We start from the raw sequence: 18,322 nt of genomic DNA, 5'->3' as shown, positions 1-18,322 counted from the left end.
GACTTTATGTACTTTATATATTCTATGGATAATTCTTACCGAATATACTCCATTATAGACTGACTCAAATGTACGAAAATAACCCTTGTACATTTAAGGTTGAGGAGGTAAAAGTTGTAGGATGACGGAGGAACAGGATCAAGAGTATAATTATGACTGTGGAAAGCGGAATACATAATTCAAAAAAATAAAAATTTTTTTGAAACGGACGCAACTTTTTGAACCCATGCTACGTCTAATTGGGTGAGTATGAAACAAAGGGGTACAAAAGCGTAAAGACAAAATTCGCTAAAAAAAATCTTTACTGCATTGTTATCACATTGTATAATACTGGAGTACGTCATAAATGGACGCTTTCTTTCAACTAGATTCCAAGCTTCTGTGATATTGTCACAGATATCATTTTATAAGGGTTCTCATAAAGCTCGGAAAGGAGGTGTAACGACTGATGAGTGACAAGATCCGACAAAAAGACAAAAATAATATTTCTGGTTATATTCAAGGAGGAGAAAAAAAGGTTATGACAAAGTTTAATAAAAAAATGATTAACGTGCTGGCAACAGCAACATTGATTGCTGGTGTAGCAGCTCCAATCGCAGCATTGACTGCACCAACTGCAATCCATGCAGCTTCTAGCTACCAAACAATTAATACTCCATCTCTTAATTCTTCCGCAGAAAAAAACGCACAACTGGGTAGAGTGAAAGTGAACATTGGTAAAGCTGCTGTGACTAATGGTTCTTCTTTTACTGTAAGATTGCCTAAAGGTATTAAGTTTAACGGTTCGGCAGTTACTGGAAATAAGCTTGAAAATTATGCCGGCGTTATTGGTGTATCTGGACACAATGATAGTTCTGCACAAAAGAACTATGGTAGTGTAGCATCTGCTACTTATAACGGTACAACATATGGTATGGGTGTATTTGTTGAAATGGATGACAATGGTTTGAAAAATAACTCTGGAGATATTGAAAATCCAGTGACTGTAACGCCATTGAATGATAGTACTGTTAGAGTACAAGTTAATTTTGATAATACTAATGATGATCTTGGAATCTACCTGAATTTCCTGAACATGAATGTTACAGGACCAAGCACTGGTCCGGTCAAAGTCGCTATTGATGCAGACAGCAATAGCGGTATCACTAGTGGTGAAGTAACAATTGCTAATGTAGTATCTTCCGGCCAGGTTTCCTTGTCGGCTGCTGATACTGTATCTAGCCAAGAACGTTTCACTGCAACTCTGAAAGTTAAAGAACAAACGGCTGGTGCTTTGGAAACTAACACAATTAAACTGAAATTGCCTAGTGGTTTTAAATGGGATGCTAAGCCTGTAGAAGCTGCTACCATTTTGTATGGTGATAAAGATGTGAAAGTGAACTATGATCCTGATGGTGATACATTGGAGTTGTCTCTGTCTGCTAAGACATCGAAAGAAACTTCTTTCCAATTGCCTGTTGGATTCTATGTTGATGATGAAACAAGCGCTAAAGAAGGCGATGTTGTAGCAAGTATCTCCGGAAATGCATCTACTGATGTTAGTACTCTTGTAGTAGGTAACTATGGAGAAATTGGTGGAGGAGTTACTGTTGCTACTCCAACAACAATTCTTGCTGGTCACGACGAACAAAAAATTGGTGACATCGTAATTAAGGAAAAAGTTGCTGATTCTTTTGTTGAAAAGCGTACTGTGACATTGCGCTTGCCTGAAGGTGCTCGTTGGCAGTCGACTTTTGATGACAAAGATCCAGGTTCAAGTTTCTCAGGATCTATGGAGAATACTAATGGTCTGGGTAACGCAGAAGTATCTTACACTGATTCCGATAAACGTACTTTGAAACTGACTTTCAATAATCCTAACAGCACAACTGACGCTGGTAGTTTGAAACTTAAAAATGTTGAAGTAGCTACGCAACCAGGTTTCTCTGGCGATCTGAACGTTGAAGTTGCTGGTAGCCAAGGTTTGAGCGGTACTGTTAAAGTTGCAACTGTGAAACAAGCAGTTACTTTGGCTGCTGCTTCCAAACCTACCTTGACAATCGGTCTGGGCGATCAACAAGTTGGCGATATCACAATCACTGAAGCTGCTAAAGAAGCTTTTGTTAAGAAAGATGGTAGCCGTGAAGTAATCTTGGAATTGCCAGTAGGCGTACGTTTTGCTTCTACTCCAGAAGTGAAAGTAACAGCTGGTGATGTTAAAGTGAAGAGCGTATCTACTGATACTTACGGCGATAGCAACAAAGGCCGTCTGAGCTTCTACATCGACAGCGAAAGTGCTACTCCAAGTACAATCACAATTTCGGCTCCTAAGCTGACTGTTGACCGTACTGTAGCTCAAGGCGACATTGTTGCTAAGTTGAAAGGTAGTGCTGTAGCTTACACTGCTTACAGAGGTAGCGAAAACACTCAAAACTGGAAAGACAACAACACTGCAGCTGCTGAAGTAGCAATCGCAACTGTTGGAACTCCAGCTCCAGGTGCTACTAAAACTAAAGCTGTCTTCACATTGGGAAGTACTTCCTACACTGTGAACGGCGAAACTAAAACAGCAGAAGTAGCTGCTTATGCTGAAAACGGACGCACTTACTTGCCAGTACGTTATGCAGCTGAAGCTCTGGGTGTATCCCCACAAAACATCCTGTTTGACAAAGCAACTTCCACAGTTACCCTGATCAAAGGTAGCACTGTTGCTCAAATCAAACTGAACACAAACCTGTTGACTGTTAACGGTTCTGTGATTCGTATGGACGTTAAAGCTGTAACTAACAAAAACCGTACTGTACTGCCAATCGCTTGGGTGAGCAGAGCGCTGGATGCATCCATCACTTATGATGCAACTGCAAAAACAGTTACTGTTGAAAACAAAAACTAATTTAAGAGCAACTCTTTTGAGTTAACTGAATTAGATGAGAAGAGGGTTCCTTTTGGAGCCCTTTTCTTTTATTAGTCTTATTGACAAAGGAGAGAAATTATGAAACGTTTTGGAGTGGCAGTACTGTCCACATTGGTTCTTTCTTCTGCGTTCGCCAGTCTTGCAGGAGCTCAACCAGGTGGTATAAAGGTTATTATTAACGGTGTAACTCAGCAATATACCCAGTCCCCGGTTGTTAGTCAAAATACAACCTTGGTGCCTCTGCGTGGAGTTTTCGAAAGCTTGGGTGCGAAAGTCGATTGGGACAGCAAAGCTAAAAAAGTGACAGCCTCTAAAAATGACGATACGTTAACTTTAAATGTTGGTTCTAAACTTGCTTACAAAAATAGTAATCCTGTACAGCTTGATGCAGCAACTCAAATTCAAAAGGGTCAAGTACTCGTTCCTTTACGTTTTGTGAGCCAATCATTAGGCGCCAAAGTAAATTGGGATCAGGCTACACGAACAGTGACCATTTCCAATCAAGCTAATGGTAGTACTACTGACGACCAAACCAATAGTTTGTCCAGTAAGCCTCTCGCAACTCCTGTGACCCAAGTTACTTATGATACCTACTATAATGATTCTTTGACCTATAATGATGCAGTTAAACTGGCCATTGCTGATAGCACATCGATCAAAACAGTAGAAAATAGTATTGATCAAGCTGGGAAAATCATGAAAGAAGCGGGTAAGAATATCGACTTTGTTCCTGCTGAGGCAGGCGTTGAAGCTTCTGATAAAGCTTTTAAGGGTTATGCTCAAACCAACCTTAATTATGAGGCGGCAAAGAAGAATTTGGACATGACAAAGGAAGGCATTCAATATAACGTGAAGGATCTTTATAATAAGCTTCTTCAAAAACAAAATGCCGTTAAGTTGGCTGTTTTGAATATTGAAGATGCAGAGCGCAAGTTGAAAGTTGCACAAATTAAAAGAGATAACCAAATGTCCAGTGACTATGAGGTTACCCAAGCAACGAATCTGGTAACTCAAAACAAGGCAGCTTTAGACAAGGCTCAAAAAGACTTGGATAGTGCTTTTTTAGCCTTGAACCAACTTATTGGCTACAAGCCCGAACAACGTTATGAATTGAAGGATAAGCCTGTCTATTCTGAATTTAAAAGTAATGTAGAGACTACAGTAAGCCAAGTACTTACTAGTAGCACTGCCATTTGGTTAAGCGAGCAAAAAGTGGATTTGGCTGAATTAAACTTGAAGCTTTACAACTTTAGCACTCCTGGAAACACGCCTTATGAAGCTGAGCAGCTCAATGTGGAGAAAGCTCAACTTGCTACAGAAGGTACAAAGAGACAACTCGAAGAGGCTGTAAGAAATGCCTATAATACTATTAAAGGTTTAGAGAGCCAATACTCACAACTTCAAGCTGGTTTGGTTAGTGCACGCAGTGCAGCGGATATGGCAAAAAAACAATTTGATGTGGGATTAGCTACGGAGCTTCAGGTGTTTGACGCAAATCTGAAGGTGACGAGTACAGAACAGCAAGCGGAAGATCTGGTTATAAGTATTGATACATTGAAGATGGCTTATGAAAAACCTTGGGTTTTACAAGGTTCCGCTGGAGCAAGCGCGCAATAATTAAAACTTAACTATACTTGCTATAACCTGCTGTAGGAGGACTTCATGAAATCACGCTATAAAGTATCGTTGGCTGCAGCTTTACTTGGGGGAGGAATTGTAGCAGGCTCCTTAATGAACAATTCAGTTAACGGAGCCTCCAGTTCTGGACAACCTGGTACAGCTGATGATCCAGTCGTAACCAAAAGCTATGTTGACCAAAAAATTGCCCAGGCAATCAAAGGTGGAGTGCCCGCAAGTAACACGAGTAGTAAAACGACTAGTTCGCCTACTCCAGCGACAAACGCTACCTCTAACACAACGGCGTCAGGAACTTCTAGTGCAGGAAAAACTTCCACACCAGAGCAGACAGAGGTTTTAAAGGTTGTTGATGTAAAGCCTGGTCAAAAACTGATTGCCAAAGCAGGCTCGGAATTTATTTTACGTAATGGTTATGCTGTTGTGTATAGTATGGATGCCAGTGGGGCTATTGATATTACTTCTGGAACGGAAATTGTTCATAATCAGGCTGTCGAAAAAAATCATTTATTATCGTTTCCTAGAGAAGGAAGAGGTATTCAAGTAAAAGAAGGTCAGAAGTTTGGTCTGGTCGTTATGGTACGAGGCGGTTATTCTGTTCAGTAAACTGTTTTGTATTTAAGCTGCTTTCGGCGGCTCTTTTTCTTAAATACTGTTTGGGATAGCAAATTGTTCTTGGCTAAGTTGAACCTAATCGCTGCACACTAACCCCATGAAAGACAATACATTTAGTGGAGGGTGTATACGAGATGGCGTCAAGAGGTCAAAGACGATTAATTCCCGAAAGTCGTGCAAGGTTAGATGATTTGAAGTATGAAATCGCTGCTGAGTTTGGGCTACCTGTTTATAATCCCCAATATACACATATACAACCTAAGGCTGACAGTGAATTTGCTGCAGAATTGGGGGAGTTTGCGGGGGGCGGGAATGTAGAATGGCGTGATTTAACTTCAAGACAGAACGGTTCGGTTGGTGGTGAAATTACTAAGCGACTGATACAATCTGCTGAACGTAGCTTATCTGAATATGGTACATTGTAAGTTGCAATAATTTCTACAGTTTTTGAACATATAGTAGCGTAAATCTGGGGTAATTTACATGTAAATCAAAAATGGTTTGCAGGTAGACTTACCCTAATTTCGAATGTTGTCATTGGGTGACACGAATTGACACCTTGTTTTAAATAGGATATCATGGCATTTGAGGCTTGTACGCAACCTTTTCCTACCGGAGAAGGTTCATTTTTTATTAATCAGGTGTAACAAGATACCTCCCGCCATTTGATGGCTTGAAGGTATCTGAATAATGCCATTACCATGTCAGGATTTTTTTATTAAATCCTCATGTATTTTAATTGTGGGAGGTTGAAATTCATGTCTGTAAAAGGCCGTCATTTGTTCACGTCCGAGTCTGTAACAGAAGGCCATCCGGATAAAATCTGTGATCAGATATCCGATGCTGTATTGGATGCCTTTCTGGCTAATGACCCTAATGCACGGGTAGCATGTGAAGTATCGGTAGCTACTGGTCTCGTTCTCGTCATTGGGGAAATCAGTTCCAAATCGGAATACGTGGATATTCCATCCATTGTACGTAATACGATTAAGGAAATTGGCTATACACGTGCGAAATACGGTTTCGACTATAATACTTGCGCTGTATTGACTTCTTTGAATGAACAGTCGCCGGACATCGCTCAAGGGGTTAATGCTGCCTTGGAAAGCCGTGATCCTGCTGAAGTAGATAAAGAAACGGAAAACATTGGGGCTGGAGATCAAGGATTGATGTTTGGTTTTGCTACGAACGAGACACCTGAGTTGATGCCTTTGCCTATCGCTATGTCTCACCGTATTGCACGGCGCTTGTCTGAAGTGCGTAAGGATGGGACACTGAATTACCTTCGTCCAGACGGTAAAACCCAAGTAACGGTAGAGTATGAAAATGGTAAACCTGTTCGTATTGATGCTATTGTAGTTTCTACGCAGCATGCGGAGGATACTACTTTGGAGCAAATTCAAGCAGACATCAAAGAAAAGGTTATTTTGCCAGTTGTTCCTGCCGAATTACTGGATGAGCAAACTAAGTATTACATTAATCCGACAGGACGCTTTGTTATCGGTGGTCCTCAAGGAGATGCAGGTCTGACAGGCCGTAAAATTATTGTGGATACGTATGGTGGGTATGCGCGTCACGGCGGGGGAGCATTCTCCGGTAAAGATCCGACCAAAGTGGACCGTTCCGCTGCTTACGCTGCTCGTTATGTAGCGAAAAACCTCGTAGCAGCTGGATTGGCAGACAAAGTAGAAATTCAGCTTGCTTATGCCATCGGTGTAGCTACGCCTGTTTCGATTAACGTCGATACATACGGTACGGGTAAAGTAAGCGATGAAAAGCTGGTTGAATTGATCCGAAATAACTTTGACCTGCGCCCAACAGGCATTATTCGCATGTTGGATCTGCGTCGTCCAATTTATAAGCAAACTGCTGCTTACGGTCACTTTGGCCGTACAGATTTGGATGTACCATGGGAGAGCGTAGATAAAGCTGAAATTCTAAAAGAACAAGCGGGACTGTAATTCCTTGTATTTTATCAAAATAAAAGCAATAACCCAAAAAGACTGTTTCATGCTTTGCATGAACAGTCTTTTTTTGATGTGTTTCGCTGTTAAGTATGAATTTGCACTGAAGTACCGAATACGGAGTGACTACTCGGATATCGGTGCATGGTCCAATAAATTTTTAAGTAAACGACAAACCTTCTGCAGTTCCTTGTACTGCTCCAAATACGCAAAAAGGGCTTTTAGGAGACCTTTCTGAGGGGTCGATTTTAGAGCCTCTTCCTTTAAATGAGCGAAGATTTGCTGACACTCCTGTTTCTCCTCTGAACTCCACGAAGACAGCAGTATACTTTCTTCCAAAGAGTGGAGCAGGCTGTTAATTTGACGGCCTTGATCAAAGGGATTACTTAGAGCACTTTCGGGTAACCAGCCTTGCTTGCTCCAGAACAAATGTGGAGCTGAATCAGCATTGTTCAGACTGGTTGCCAAGGAACTGGATAAGAAAATAATAAACTGTGTTAGATGCTCAATCGTTTCATCATTCATCCGATCGGCAAAGAAGCGAATATATTCAAACACAATGCTTTTAAGTACAAAGGTCATGTCCCAAGCATGATCTTCAATGCTCGGTCCAAAAATATCAATCAGGCAGTCGCGAACCCATTTGTACAATTTGTATTCATGATTCTCGAATGCGTAATTGAGTTGTTCATTCTGAAAAATAAGCATGGAAGGCTCAGGAAGATCCATCATGAGATACACTTTGTTTTCAACGAGATTTTTCAAGTAAAGTACAATAAAACCGTGCAGTTTATCGTGCTTAGAAAGATTAGGTTTACTGTAGAGAGCCCGGATGTCTTGTTCAATGTTATTTTCTAGAATGATACACATTTCTAGAGGGAGTTCTTCTTTTCCTTGAAAATATTTATAAAAGGATGCCTTCGCCATCCCACTTTCTTTGGCGATTTCTTCAACAGATGTTGAATAATAGCCTTTTCTAGAGAACAGCCGAATGGCCGCCTGTAAAATATCATTTTTTTTACTTTCCATACATACTTCCCCCTAGGGACCGACTAACTCGACAGCATGCGAATTCACTTCGTACATCATAAAGGTTGGTCACGTGTGATAACTGTGTGCTGCTGTCTTTTGAGTTGACGGCGCATCTTGTACTTGGCCATAATCATATACAAGGATGGCACGACAAACAAGGTTAACAAGGTCGAGAATAACAAACCGAAAATGACGGTAAACGCCAGTGGCTTAAAGAGCAGGCTTCCCAATAGTGCCAACGGAATCATACCTACAATGGCGGCCAAGGATGTCAATAAAATTGGTCTGAAGCGAGCGGCGGCCGCCTGTATTACGGCTTCCTTCAATTCCATTCCTTCATGTCGTGCATCCTCGATAAATTCAATTAACACAATCCCATTCCGCACAACAATGCCCGCGAGTGCAATGATTCCCATGATGCTCATAAAACCGATAGGCATATCGGTTAAGAAAATACCAATAATCCCGCCGGCTGCTGCCAGGTACACGGTCGTCATAATAATAATAGGAATGGAGAGAGAATAAAATTGCATAGTAATCAAGAGTAAAATGAGCAAGACTACAACGATAGCCAGCTGTCCTAAGTCCTTGAATATGGTCGATTGGTCAGAGGTTTCCCCACCAACCTCCCATTTGTAGCCTTCTGGGAACTTCATTTGCGCCAGCTTACTTTCAACATCAACCATCGCTTCGCTTGCAGTTCGTCCGTTCAAATCGGCTTCCACCGTAATCGTCCGCTCCATATTGTAATGCTTGATTTGCTGAATAGCAAATGACGGCTTAATCTGGACAAGCTGGTTTAATGGAATTTGCTTACCAGCTGCATTAACTACACTTAATTGTTGGAAAAGCTTACTTGGCTCCTCGTCGCTGTGATTCAAATACATTTTAATATCCACCAGACTGTTTCCAGTATCAAATTGGCTGACTTGGGCTCCTTCTTTTAATAGAAGCAGGGTGCGAGTCAAATCTGTGTAACTTACCAGGTATTGATCCATCGCTTGTTTGTTGACCTCAAGCTCCAGTGCATATCGTTCAATTCCTATATCATCCACGATGCCTGTTGTGCCCTCTACTGTCGCGATCTGCTCCTTTGCCTTTTGGGCAAGAGTTTGCAGTTCATTCAGATCCTGACCTGAGATACGAATAGAAACGGGCTTACCCACTGGAATCCCGAGACGAGGAACATACATCGTAACTGTAACTCCAGGGTAGGATTTCTTAACATGTTGTTCCCAAGCATCAACTGTCGTATTGAGATCGAATACGTTTTCTTTGCCGACGACAGCAATCTGCCCCACCGTTTCGTTATAACTAATATTTCCACCCGAACTATTAATGTCACTAAACAGTTGTGGGGCAGTCCCTCCAGCGCTGTAGACGACCTTGGAAGTTTCAGGTTGCTTTTTCACCCAGCCTGCAAGGTCTTTAACGACCTGGTCGGTTTCCGCAATTGAAGTGCCTACAGGCATTTTTACATTTAGTGCAACATGAGGATCTTCCGACTCAGGAAAAAGTTCAACTGAGGTAAAGGGAACTAATCCATAGGCGGCTGTTCCAAGCATGAGTCCGACCATGGCTGTCAACAAGGGACGCTGAATGACCTTAGGCATCAGTTTTTGTGAATAGAGCTTGTTTAAAGAATGAATCTGCTGGCCGAGCAAGCCTGCTGGTTTAGATTTACCCTGAGGGTGACGAGCCTGTCTGCGCTTCTCATACCATTCTCGAAAAATAGGGATGATGGTGAGCGACATGATCATAGAGGCAAGCATGGTCAGGGAGACAATAGCAGGAATAGGTTTAATAAAGGCACCTACATTTCCAGGAAGAAACAACAATGGCGCGAAAGCTGAGATGGTAGCCAGAGTTGCAACCAAAATAGAAAGCATGACCTCTTTGGTACCTTTTACAGCTGCGACTGAGGGTGATTCTCCTAATTCCGTAAGTCTACGCTCAATATTATCATTTACAACTACGGCATCATCCACGAGTATGCCGAGTACGATGATCAGACCGACAACGGAAATCTGATTTAGAGTGATGCCGAACATAGGCAAAAAGATAATGGCAATCGAAACCGAAATAGGAATGGCCAGTGCAACAAATGCAGAGGTGAGCAAATTCAGCCCCAACATACAAACGAGAATAACGGCCACAATCGCAAGAATCGTTTCACGCTTTAAGTCGTCAAAGATATGGCTTACCTGATCCTTTTGTGCAAAAAGAGTTTGAAAGTGAACACCTGCGGGAAGTGTTTTTTCCAGTTCTTTGAGCTTGGTATTGACCTTTTCGCTCATAGAAGGGATGTCTGTGCCTGTTTCTGCTCCAATACTTAACGTAATGGCCGGTTTACCCTCTACATAGGCAAAGTATTCTGTATTAGGATGGGCCAGCTCCGTTGTGCCGATATCTCTCAAATAAACAGGATTACCCTCTTTGGTGCGTGTCAAAAGGACCTGATTCAATTCATCAGCTTTTTCGGTCTCGCGAACAATAAGTTGATAGGTACGTCCGTTGTATTCAATATTACCAGTAGGGACCCGATCAATTTGAGCCTGAACCGCTTGAGCCACTTGTCCCCACGAAAGCTGGTATTGCTGAAGTTTCTGATTGTCAATATGGACACGTACTTCTTGATCAGGGAGACCATTGAATTTGACGCTAGATACGCCAGAAATGGTATTGAGCTGATCTTTCCAAGTCGTTGTTAAATCATTTAGTTTATACAGAGGTGCGGAAGAGTCAGCCGTCAGGGCATAGGAGCCGATAAAAGAGCTGGTTAGTTTGTCATTTACAACAGGCACTTCAGCGCCTTGAGGAAGATCAGCTTGTGCATCTTGCACTTTTTTACGCATATCATCCCAAACCGTTTGAGGATCAACTCCGTTTTTGGATTCAATTAAAATAGAGGAGAATCCGTTACCAGAAGTCGAACTAATCGTTTTAACACCTTCAACTTCCTTAATGCGTTTCTCCAGCTCTTTAGTTACGGTTTGTTCTACTTTTTGTGGTGAAGCACCAGGGTAGACTGTTGTTACCATAGCATTCTGTATGGTGACATCCGGCATTTCCTGCTGTGGTAACTGGAAAAAACCGAAGATTCCGACCAAAATCAGCATGACAAAAAACAGCAATGTAATTTTTCGTTTTTTTACGATGTACTCAATCATGGGCGTCCGCCTTCCTCCGACTGAATCGCATTTCCATCAAACAGGTTTTCTGCCCCTTTAACGATAATACGTTCGCCTTCACGAAGTCCCGATACGATTTGCAACTGATTATCTACAACCTGATTACCAAGCTCCACAGGGGTTTTAACAGCTTTTCCTTGAATGTCTTTGAAAATAAAAGGCTTGCTTCCCGTGTTAATGACTGCTTCGGCAGGAACGAGAATCCCATTCTTGTCGGTCACCTGTTGAGCAGCTTTAATGACCTGACCGGGTAACCAGTCTCGCTGTGGATTGTTTATAACAATCTCTACGTTAACCCTTCCTGTGTCGGTGCTGGTTGAAGGATAGACGTTAGACACCGTACCTTGACGGGTCTCTTCATAGAGCGCCACTTCTACTTGTTGACCCTTTTTCCAATCCTTAATTTCACTGTCTGGTACAGGAAGTAGTACTTTGAGGCGGTCGATGGAGCCTATGCGATAGACGGCTTGCCCTGACGCGACCAAATCACCTGTATTCACGATTTTTTCTAAGATTACACCGTTCACAGGAGAGATTAGACGTGTGCGTGAAAGTGCAAGTTCTGCCTGCCCCTTGGCAACAAGGGCTTTTTCGTAGTTGGCATGGGCTTGTTTTTGGGAAGCCACAGCCTGTTCACTGGCCGCTAGGGCTTTGCTTTTACCTGCAAGCGCATCTTGAAAGGAAGCTTGGGCGGATTGATGATCTTCGGCTGTGGCCCCTTCCAGCAAAAGGGACAGGGATTCCTTGGCTTGTTCCAAGTCTTTCAGGGCTGCGGTAGCATTCAGGTGAGCATTTTCATTATCTGATGCGGTAGCAGCGCCTGCCTCAAACAGCTTCTGTGTGCGCTCGCTATCCGTCTTGGCCTTGTTATAAGCGCTTTGTGCCTTATCTACAGTAGCTTGCGCTTGTTGTTTCTCTTGAGCACGTGCGCCTTTATTGACCTTGTTAACATTCGCGCGAGCTCCTGTAATGCCGGCATCGGCGGATTGAATCGCGGAGGTAGCAGCCTGTAAATTAGCCTGTGCGTTATCTATACCGGCCAAGGCCTCTTGAATAGAGGCTGTCGCCTGTGCAACCTGCAGTCTATAGTCAGCGTCATCTAGACGGGCAATGGTTGTACCTTTCTGTACAGCCGTCCCGGTAGTGATTTCTGCGCTAGCGACGATACCTCCGTTCTGAAAAGCCAGTGTACGTTCTTCATAGGCTTGAAGAGTGCCTGACAAGTTGTAGGCAGTATGAAGTGGCGTTGATTTGACGATTGCGGTCCGCACAACGGTTGGCTGTACAGATGAACCTAGAGCGGCATCTTTTTTTTCTGTAGAACATCCGGTCATTGCGATGCACAGGGATAAAGTAGATATGATGATGGCCCGTTGTTTATTCATGATTATCAATCCTTCCGATAGGGTCATAATTAGAGAAGTGAACTAATCAGTATTATTTGAACTAACAAGTTCAAATGTATTATAGTGCGCCGATATTGCATTCGTCAATTCATCGTTTTAGATTTTATGAATTAGTTGACGGGACTTTCGTAACTTTTGCCTATATAATAAGTCTATTAACATAAGAGGATTTTTTTGTTTATTGATAGAGTACATGCGCGGAACAAAACCGTTTAAATACATTGAAGATGGGAGCTATTATCCAAATGTTTTTAAGTAATAAGAAACAGAGTGAAGTGAAAGTTAATGGCAGAGGAATCGCTAAAAGATGGGCCGTGTTAACACTGGCAGGGGTATTATGGGTCGGTCCGGTTGCTGGAACTGGGGCTCTAATCCCCTTGAATGGCTGGATGTCTGCTCCAATCGCAAGTGCAGCCTCTGGTTCAACTGTAAAATTGGGAGAAGAGATTATTACTTCGGGTGCAACATTATTGAAATATCGTTTTAAAGGGTCCAAAGGAACAGCACTGGCTGATATCATTCGAGTAGACTTGCAAAACCCGTACGTTAAGCTGGATGTCATGACGGGGAAGAATGGACAGTTTACGACCCGGCAGAGCACAGGCGGCATGGCAAAAGAGACTGGAGCGGTTGCTGGTGTAAACGGGGATTATTTTAATACCTCAAGCGAGGGAGCTCCGATCGGTGGACAAGTATCCAAGGGTGTGTTGATGTCTACTCCATCTGATTTAACGGGCATGTATGCCTTTGCTGTAACCAAAGATGGTTCTCCGATGGTGGAGCAGTTTACTTTTGAAGGAACAGTAAAAGCTGGAGACGGGTCGTCTTTCTCTTTGGCGGGGATGAACAAGGCTTCGTATTCGCCTGAGACGAGCGGGGGCAGTTATAGTCACTCTAATGCTATGTATATTTATACATCTGCTTGGAAAGCAATTGAGCGGCCCAAAAACAGTTCGACAACGCCTACCGAGGTATTGGTACAAAATGGTGTGGTTACGCAAGTCTCCGACAATGCTACATTGAATATGACCGTTCCGCAGGATGGCTATATTTTACGTACTCACGGTAAAGCGGCTGATTATGCCAAAGCGCATCTGACCGTGGGACAGACCGTAGAAACGAGCTATCGCCTTCGTGTTAAATCGACAGGGAGTGAAGTAGATCCTTCCAACCTTCAGATGATGATTGGTGGACATACCATATTAGTAAATGACGGTCAGAAAACCTCTTTTTCCCGGAGCACAACAAGCATAGGCGGGACGCGTGCGCGTACAGCTTTGGGATATTCCCGTGACAAGCGTTACGCTTATGTCATTGCCGTTGAGAAGAATGGGAACAGCGTTGGTGTATCTCTGAGCGAGCTGCAAACGCTGATGAAAGATATTGGCGTCTGGAAGGGTATGAACCTCGATGGGGGCGGTTCTACCACCATGGTGACTCGTGATTTGGGAGATACGACAGCGGGACTTACGTTCAATACGGAATATGGTACAGAGCAACGTAGTATCGTAAATGGAGTGGGGGTATATACCAATGCTCCTAAAGGAACGCTCAAAGGTTTCACCATCAAGGGCAATAAAACGCTGCTGATTGGTCAGACCGGAAGCTATTCCTTCAAAGGCTATGACAACTACTACAATCCATTCGATACCTCAAAAGTACAAGTGACGTGGAAGTCCAGCAACCCGGCTGTTGTGTCAGTGAGCGGCGGCGTTGTGAAGGGAGCAAAACCGGGAACGGCTACTTTAACGGCATCCAGTGGCTCAGCCAGCGCTACAACTAAGGTCACCGTGCTTGGAGCAGATGAAATTTCATCACTCACCGCAGGAAGTGGAACTGGCTCGCTTACCGCTGGAGCTAAAATCGCTGTACCGGTAACGGCAAAGACGAAAGATGGACAGAGTGTCAGCATTACGTCAGATGCGCTCAAATGGGAGTTCATTGGCTTTAAGGGAAGCGTTAAGGACAATCAACTTACAGTAAATACGGTGGATGCAGGCGTGAAAACGGGCTATGCCATCGGTCGCTATGATGGTTTCAGCGCTGTCGTCTTCTTGTCTGCTGGCGGAGCAAGTACGAACAAATGGGAGAACTTCGAAAATGTTTCGTATCCGATTGATTTTACTTCGAATATGGAAGGTGTTACCGGCACAGTGGCTGTTGTACAAGGAGATGGCGACCATGCCAATTCCAAAGTGCTGGAACTGAACTACGATATGACAAATGGCAGTGGTAAAATGTATGCTTACGCCCAATTGAACGGCACGTCCGGGAAAAAGCTTGAACAGGCGGCTACTTCCATCTCAATTGATGCCAGAGGGGATAAGAGTCTGAACTGGCTGCGTGCGGAGCTAGAGGATGCCCAAGGCAAAACAGCATATATTGATCTCGCTAAAGTGATCGACTGGAACGGTTGGAAAACCATTAATGCAGATATGAGCGGTTTGAATATTTCGTATCCAGCGAAGCTGAAACGTCTTTATGTGGTCAATGTGGCGGAAGGTCAGGACGAGCGTGCTAAAACAGGCAATGTTGCTTTTGATAATATTTCTTTTAATACACCGGGAACGGTCGGCACAGAAGGACTTAAAAAGGGAACAGCTCAAATGACGATCGGACAAAAATCAATGACAGTAAACGGAACACCTACAACAATTGATGCAGCTCCGATGACTCGCGATGGTTCAACGTATGTTCCGATTAAGTATGTGCTGGACGCATTTGGCGGACAAGCCAAATGGAATGCGGGCGATCAACGGATCACCGTTATGCGCGGTGGTGCGCTGATGGATTTGACCGTAGGGAAAAAAGAAGTTGTTCTGAACGGGAAACGTCAAAGTACTGATGTTGCACCCGTTGTGCTAGGGGGTAGGACTTTAGTCCCGTTGAGACTCGTGTCTGAGCAGTTAGGAATGACTGTAAAATGGGAACAAGAAACGAAGACCATCACCCTTCAATCATGATATGGTATGATATATACTTGAAATGCTAGGATTGGAGTAGAACATTTGTGGACTTTCAAGCCGATATCATAGACCGAGTCATTAAAAATGCCATCCAGGTGATGGAGAACAGCAAATATCAGATGTTCGAAATATTGGACACGGCCCGGACCGAGCTGGTCACATTAAATCAGGAGCTCCAGAGCGTCTTGAAGGAAACAGCAGAAACGATCGAAAAGGTGGACCAGCTGGAAATGAACTATCGGCGGTCCCGCATTCGGTTGACTGAGGTCAGCCGTGACTTCGTTCGCTATTCGGAAGAGGATATCAAGCAGGCTTATGAGAAGGCAACACAGCTTCAACTCGATGTGATGATTTTCCGCGAGAAGGAAATGTATCTCAAAGCCAGAAGAGATGATCTTCAAAAGCGGGCCAAAAGTGTTGAGGCTTCTGTCGAGCGCGCCGAAACCATCGGTTCGCAGATGGGAGTCGTGCTGGAATATTTGTCGGGCGAATTGGGACAAGTGACGCGGATCATCGAATCGGCTAAAAACCGGCAGTTTATTGGTCTGAAAATTATTTTGGCTCAGGAAGAGGAGCGCAAACGCATATCCCGTGAAATTCACGATGGACCTGCGCAGCTCCTTGCGCATCTAGTGCTTAGGACGGAAATTGTGGAAAGAATGATCGCCAAGCAGGAATTTAAGATGGTTCAGGACGAAATAGTAGACTTAAAGAAACAGGTTCGCTCCAGTCTTGAGGAAATGCGAAAGGTCATTTTCAATTTGCGTCCTATGGCCCTGGATGACCTGGGACTTATTCCGACGCTCCGGAAATATGTGCAGGATTTTGAAGAAAAAACGAAGATTAGATCGCTTTTTGAAACAAGGGGCAAGGAACACCGTCTCTCTTCCGCGATGGAAGCAGCCATTTACCGTCTGATCCAGGAAGCTTTGACCAATGCTGCCAAGCATGCTTATCCTACCTATGTGCTTGTTGAGATTACCTATCAGGCGCAGCTTGTAAAAATCGTGGTGCAGGATAATGGTTTGGGCTTTAAGCCAGAGCTTTTTCAGCAAAAAAGCAAAGATCATGGGCATTTTGGTCTGATTGGTATGCGGGAAAGGGTTGAACTGCTCGAGGGGAGAATGGAGATCGAATCAGCTGAGAATCAAGGCACCAAGATAGTGATTCATATCCCAACCAACGTGGAAAAGGGAAAGGAGTAACAACATGGAAAATCAGGAAATTAGCAATGCACCCATTAAAGTTCTCTTAGCGGACGATCATCAGTTGTTCCGTGAAGGACTTAAACGTATTTTGAATATGGAGGACGACATTGAGGTCATCGGAGAATGTGGCGATGGTATTCAAGTGTTGGAATTCTGTAACGTAGAGAAACCGGATATTGTTCTAATGGACATTAATATGCCAATCGAAAATGGTGTAGAGGCAACTGAAAAACTGCGTGAGATGTTCCCGGATGTCAAAGTTATCATTTTATCCATTCATGATGATGAAAGCTATGTATTTGAGACGTTGCGCAAGGGAGCCAATGGTTATCTGTTAAAGGATATGGAGGCCGAGTCCCTCATTAATGCTATTCGTTCGGTTCATGAAGGCTATGCGTTTATCCATCCGAAGGTAACAGGTAAGCTCATTCAGCAACTCCGCCGGATGACCTACTTGAATGAAACAGGGGCTATGGCTGAAGGTCATACGAAGGAAGCCGGCGTGAAGTTTGTCGCAGGTGAAAATAATCCATTGACCCGTCGTGAAGCTGAAGTATTGCGTCTGATGGCTGAAGGTAAGAGCAACAAGATGATCGGTGAATATTTATTCATTAGTGAGAAAACGGTCAAAAACCATGTCAGCAGTATTTTGCAAAAAATGGAGGTTGATGACCGTACACAAGCAGTTATTAACTCAATCAAATATGGATGGGTTACGCTGTAAAGTGTAGTTTTTCCATGCATTAGACGATGCAGCTGCTAATAGATATGAATGCTGTACCGTCTTTCACTCCGGGCGATATCCGCTCATACAGAAACCCAGTACATAACCGTGACACCTCTTCCTGTTATACGGCATATATTGTCGCTATAGGAGGAGGTGGAACCCTCGTGACGGCTCACTTGGTTTGGATATTGCTTATATACGGCGTGGGGGCCGCTGTCGTGCATCTTATGTATATACGACAGGCGGTTCAGGCTTATCACAATGGCGAAGATTCATGCGCGATATCTCCAGGTCATCGCGCGATTCGCTATATTGTGATTACGTCCAATGACGGAGATCGTGTGGAATGGGTGATGCGTTCGTTGAACATACTTGCCTGGCTGCACCGGAGGCCGCTACATGTGACGGTACTGGATGATGAATCTATGGACGATACGCTACCGATTCTGACACGGCTAGTGCGCTATAGTCATATGGATGTTTCAGTCATTTCGAGTCGTTTTTCACCGGGGAACCCGGTTTTACCGAAGTCAGGCGGTGAAAAGCAAGTTGTTATTGATCTTAGAACAGTCAAGTCGTTGGTGGACGCCCCGCTTGTTCCTTAGCGACAGGGGATTGTGGACATCGTGGTCAAAATCGGATATAAATGTTCATAAACAGTTGCATAGGCAAGACAACAGGGATA

12 protein-coding genes are annotated in these 18,322 nt (G+C 43.7%); 9 read left to right on the top strand and 3 right to left on the bottom strand.

Annotated features, from left to right (window positions below; genetic code table 11):
* The first annotated feature begins 448 nt into the window (after window positions 1-448).
* The 5 genes from MKY16_RS22630 to metK all read left to right on the top strand — a co-directional run bounded on the left by MKY16_RS22630 (window position 449) and on the right by metK (window position 7,104).
* Window positions 449-2,872 (top strand): copper amine oxidase N-terminal domain-containing protein, encoded by a 2,424-nt coding sequence (locus MKY16_RS22630; RefSeq protein ID WP_340957109.1) that lies wholly within the window; start codon window positions 449-451, stop codon window positions 2,870-2,872.
* Between the two features lie 99 nt (window positions 2,873-2,971).
* The gene (locus MKY16_RS22625) at window positions 2,972-4,510 is read left to right on the top strand and encodes a stalk domain-containing protein (RefSeq protein WP_340957106.1); all 1,539 of its coding nucleotides are present in this window, start codon (window positions 2,972-2,974) and stop codon (window positions 4,508-4,510) included.
* A 45-nt stretch (window positions 4,511-4,555) separates the two neighbouring features.
* Window positions 4,556-5,134 (top strand): hypothetical protein, encoded by a 579-nt coding sequence (locus MKY16_RS22620; protein WP_165146201.1) that lies wholly within the window; start codon window positions 4,556-4,558, stop codon window positions 5,132-5,134.
* 143 nt (window positions 5,135-5,277) lie between these two features.
* On the top strand, window positions 5,278-5,568 hold the full coding sequence (locus tag MKY16_RS22615) for an alpha/beta-type small acid-soluble spore protein (RefSeq protein WP_340957103.1): 291 nt from the start codon (window positions 5,278-5,280) through the stop codon (window positions 5,566-5,568).
* A gap of 333 nt (window positions 5,569-5,901) precedes the next feature.
* Window positions 5,902-7,104, top strand: coding sequence for a methionine adenosyltransferase (gene metK, locus MKY16_RS22610; RefSeq protein ID WP_013312298.1), 1,203 nt, complete (start codon window positions 5,902-5,904; stop codon window positions 7,102-7,104).
* Between the two features lie 129 nt (window positions 7,105-7,233).
* Here the strand turns inward: metK and MKY16_RS22605 are convergent, their stop codons facing one another.
* Genes MKY16_RS22605 through MKY16_RS22595 form a run of 3 tightly spaced genes read right to left on the bottom strand, consistent with a single transcriptional unit; the run spans window position 7,234 to window position 12,715 of the window.
* Complete coding sequence (locus MKY16_RS22605; protein ID WP_340957100.1) at window positions 7,234-8,136, bottom strand: TetR/AcrR family transcriptional regulator; 903 nt, start codon at window positions 8,134-8,136, stop codon at window positions 7,234-7,236.
* A gap of 56 nt (window positions 8,137-8,192) precedes the next feature.
* Window positions 8,193-11,309, bottom strand: coding sequence for an efflux RND transporter permease subunit (locus MKY16_RS22600; protein WP_340957096.1), 3,117 nt, complete (start codon window positions 11,307-11,309; stop codon window positions 8,193-8,195).
* Window positions 11,306-12,715, bottom strand: coding sequence for an efflux RND transporter periplasmic adaptor subunit (locus tag MKY16_RS22595; RefSeq protein ID WP_340933427.1), 1,410 nt, complete (start codon window positions 12,713-12,715; stop codon window positions 11,306-11,308). The genes MKY16_RS22600 and MKY16_RS22595 overlap by 4 nt, the downstream gene beginning before the upstream one ends.
* Before the next feature lie 266 nt (window positions 12,716-12,981).
* On the opposite strand from MKY16_RS22595, the gene MKY16_RS22590 reads away from it, so the two are divergent.
* From MKY16_RS22590 to MKY16_RS22575, 4 genes are all read left to right on the top strand, one after another.
* Window positions 12,982-15,699, top strand: coding sequence for a stalk domain-containing protein (locus MKY16_RS22590; RefSeq protein WP_340957095.1), 2,718 nt, complete (start codon window positions 12,982-12,984; stop codon window positions 15,697-15,699).
* A gap of 47 nt (window positions 15,700-15,746) precedes the next feature.
* On the top strand, window positions 15,747-16,907 hold the full coding sequence (locus MKY16_RS22585; protein ID WP_013312293.1) for a sensor histidine kinase: 1,161 nt from the start codon (window positions 15,747-15,749) through the stop codon (window positions 16,905-16,907).
* Window positions 16,908-16,911: 4 nt separating this feature from the next.
* A complete protein-coding gene (locus MKY16_RS22580; RefSeq protein ID WP_007432713.1) occupies window positions 16,912-17,634 on the top strand; it encodes a response regulator in 723 nt (240 codons plus the stop codon).
* Between the two features lie 167 nt (window positions 17,635-17,801).
* A complete protein-coding gene (locus MKY16_RS22575) occupies window positions 17,802-18,242 on the top strand; it encodes a hypothetical protein (RefSeq protein WP_340957094.1) in 441 nt (146 codons plus the stop codon).
* Window positions 18,243-18,322 lie beyond the last annotated feature (80 nt).

Source organism: Paenibacillus sp. FSL L8-0641 (assembly GCF_038006265.1).
Lineage (GTDB): Bacteria > Bacillota > Bacilli > Paenibacillales > Paenibacillaceae > Paenibacillus > Paenibacillus polymyxa_D.
This window is presented reverse-complemented; position numbering and strand designations above follow the sequence as displayed.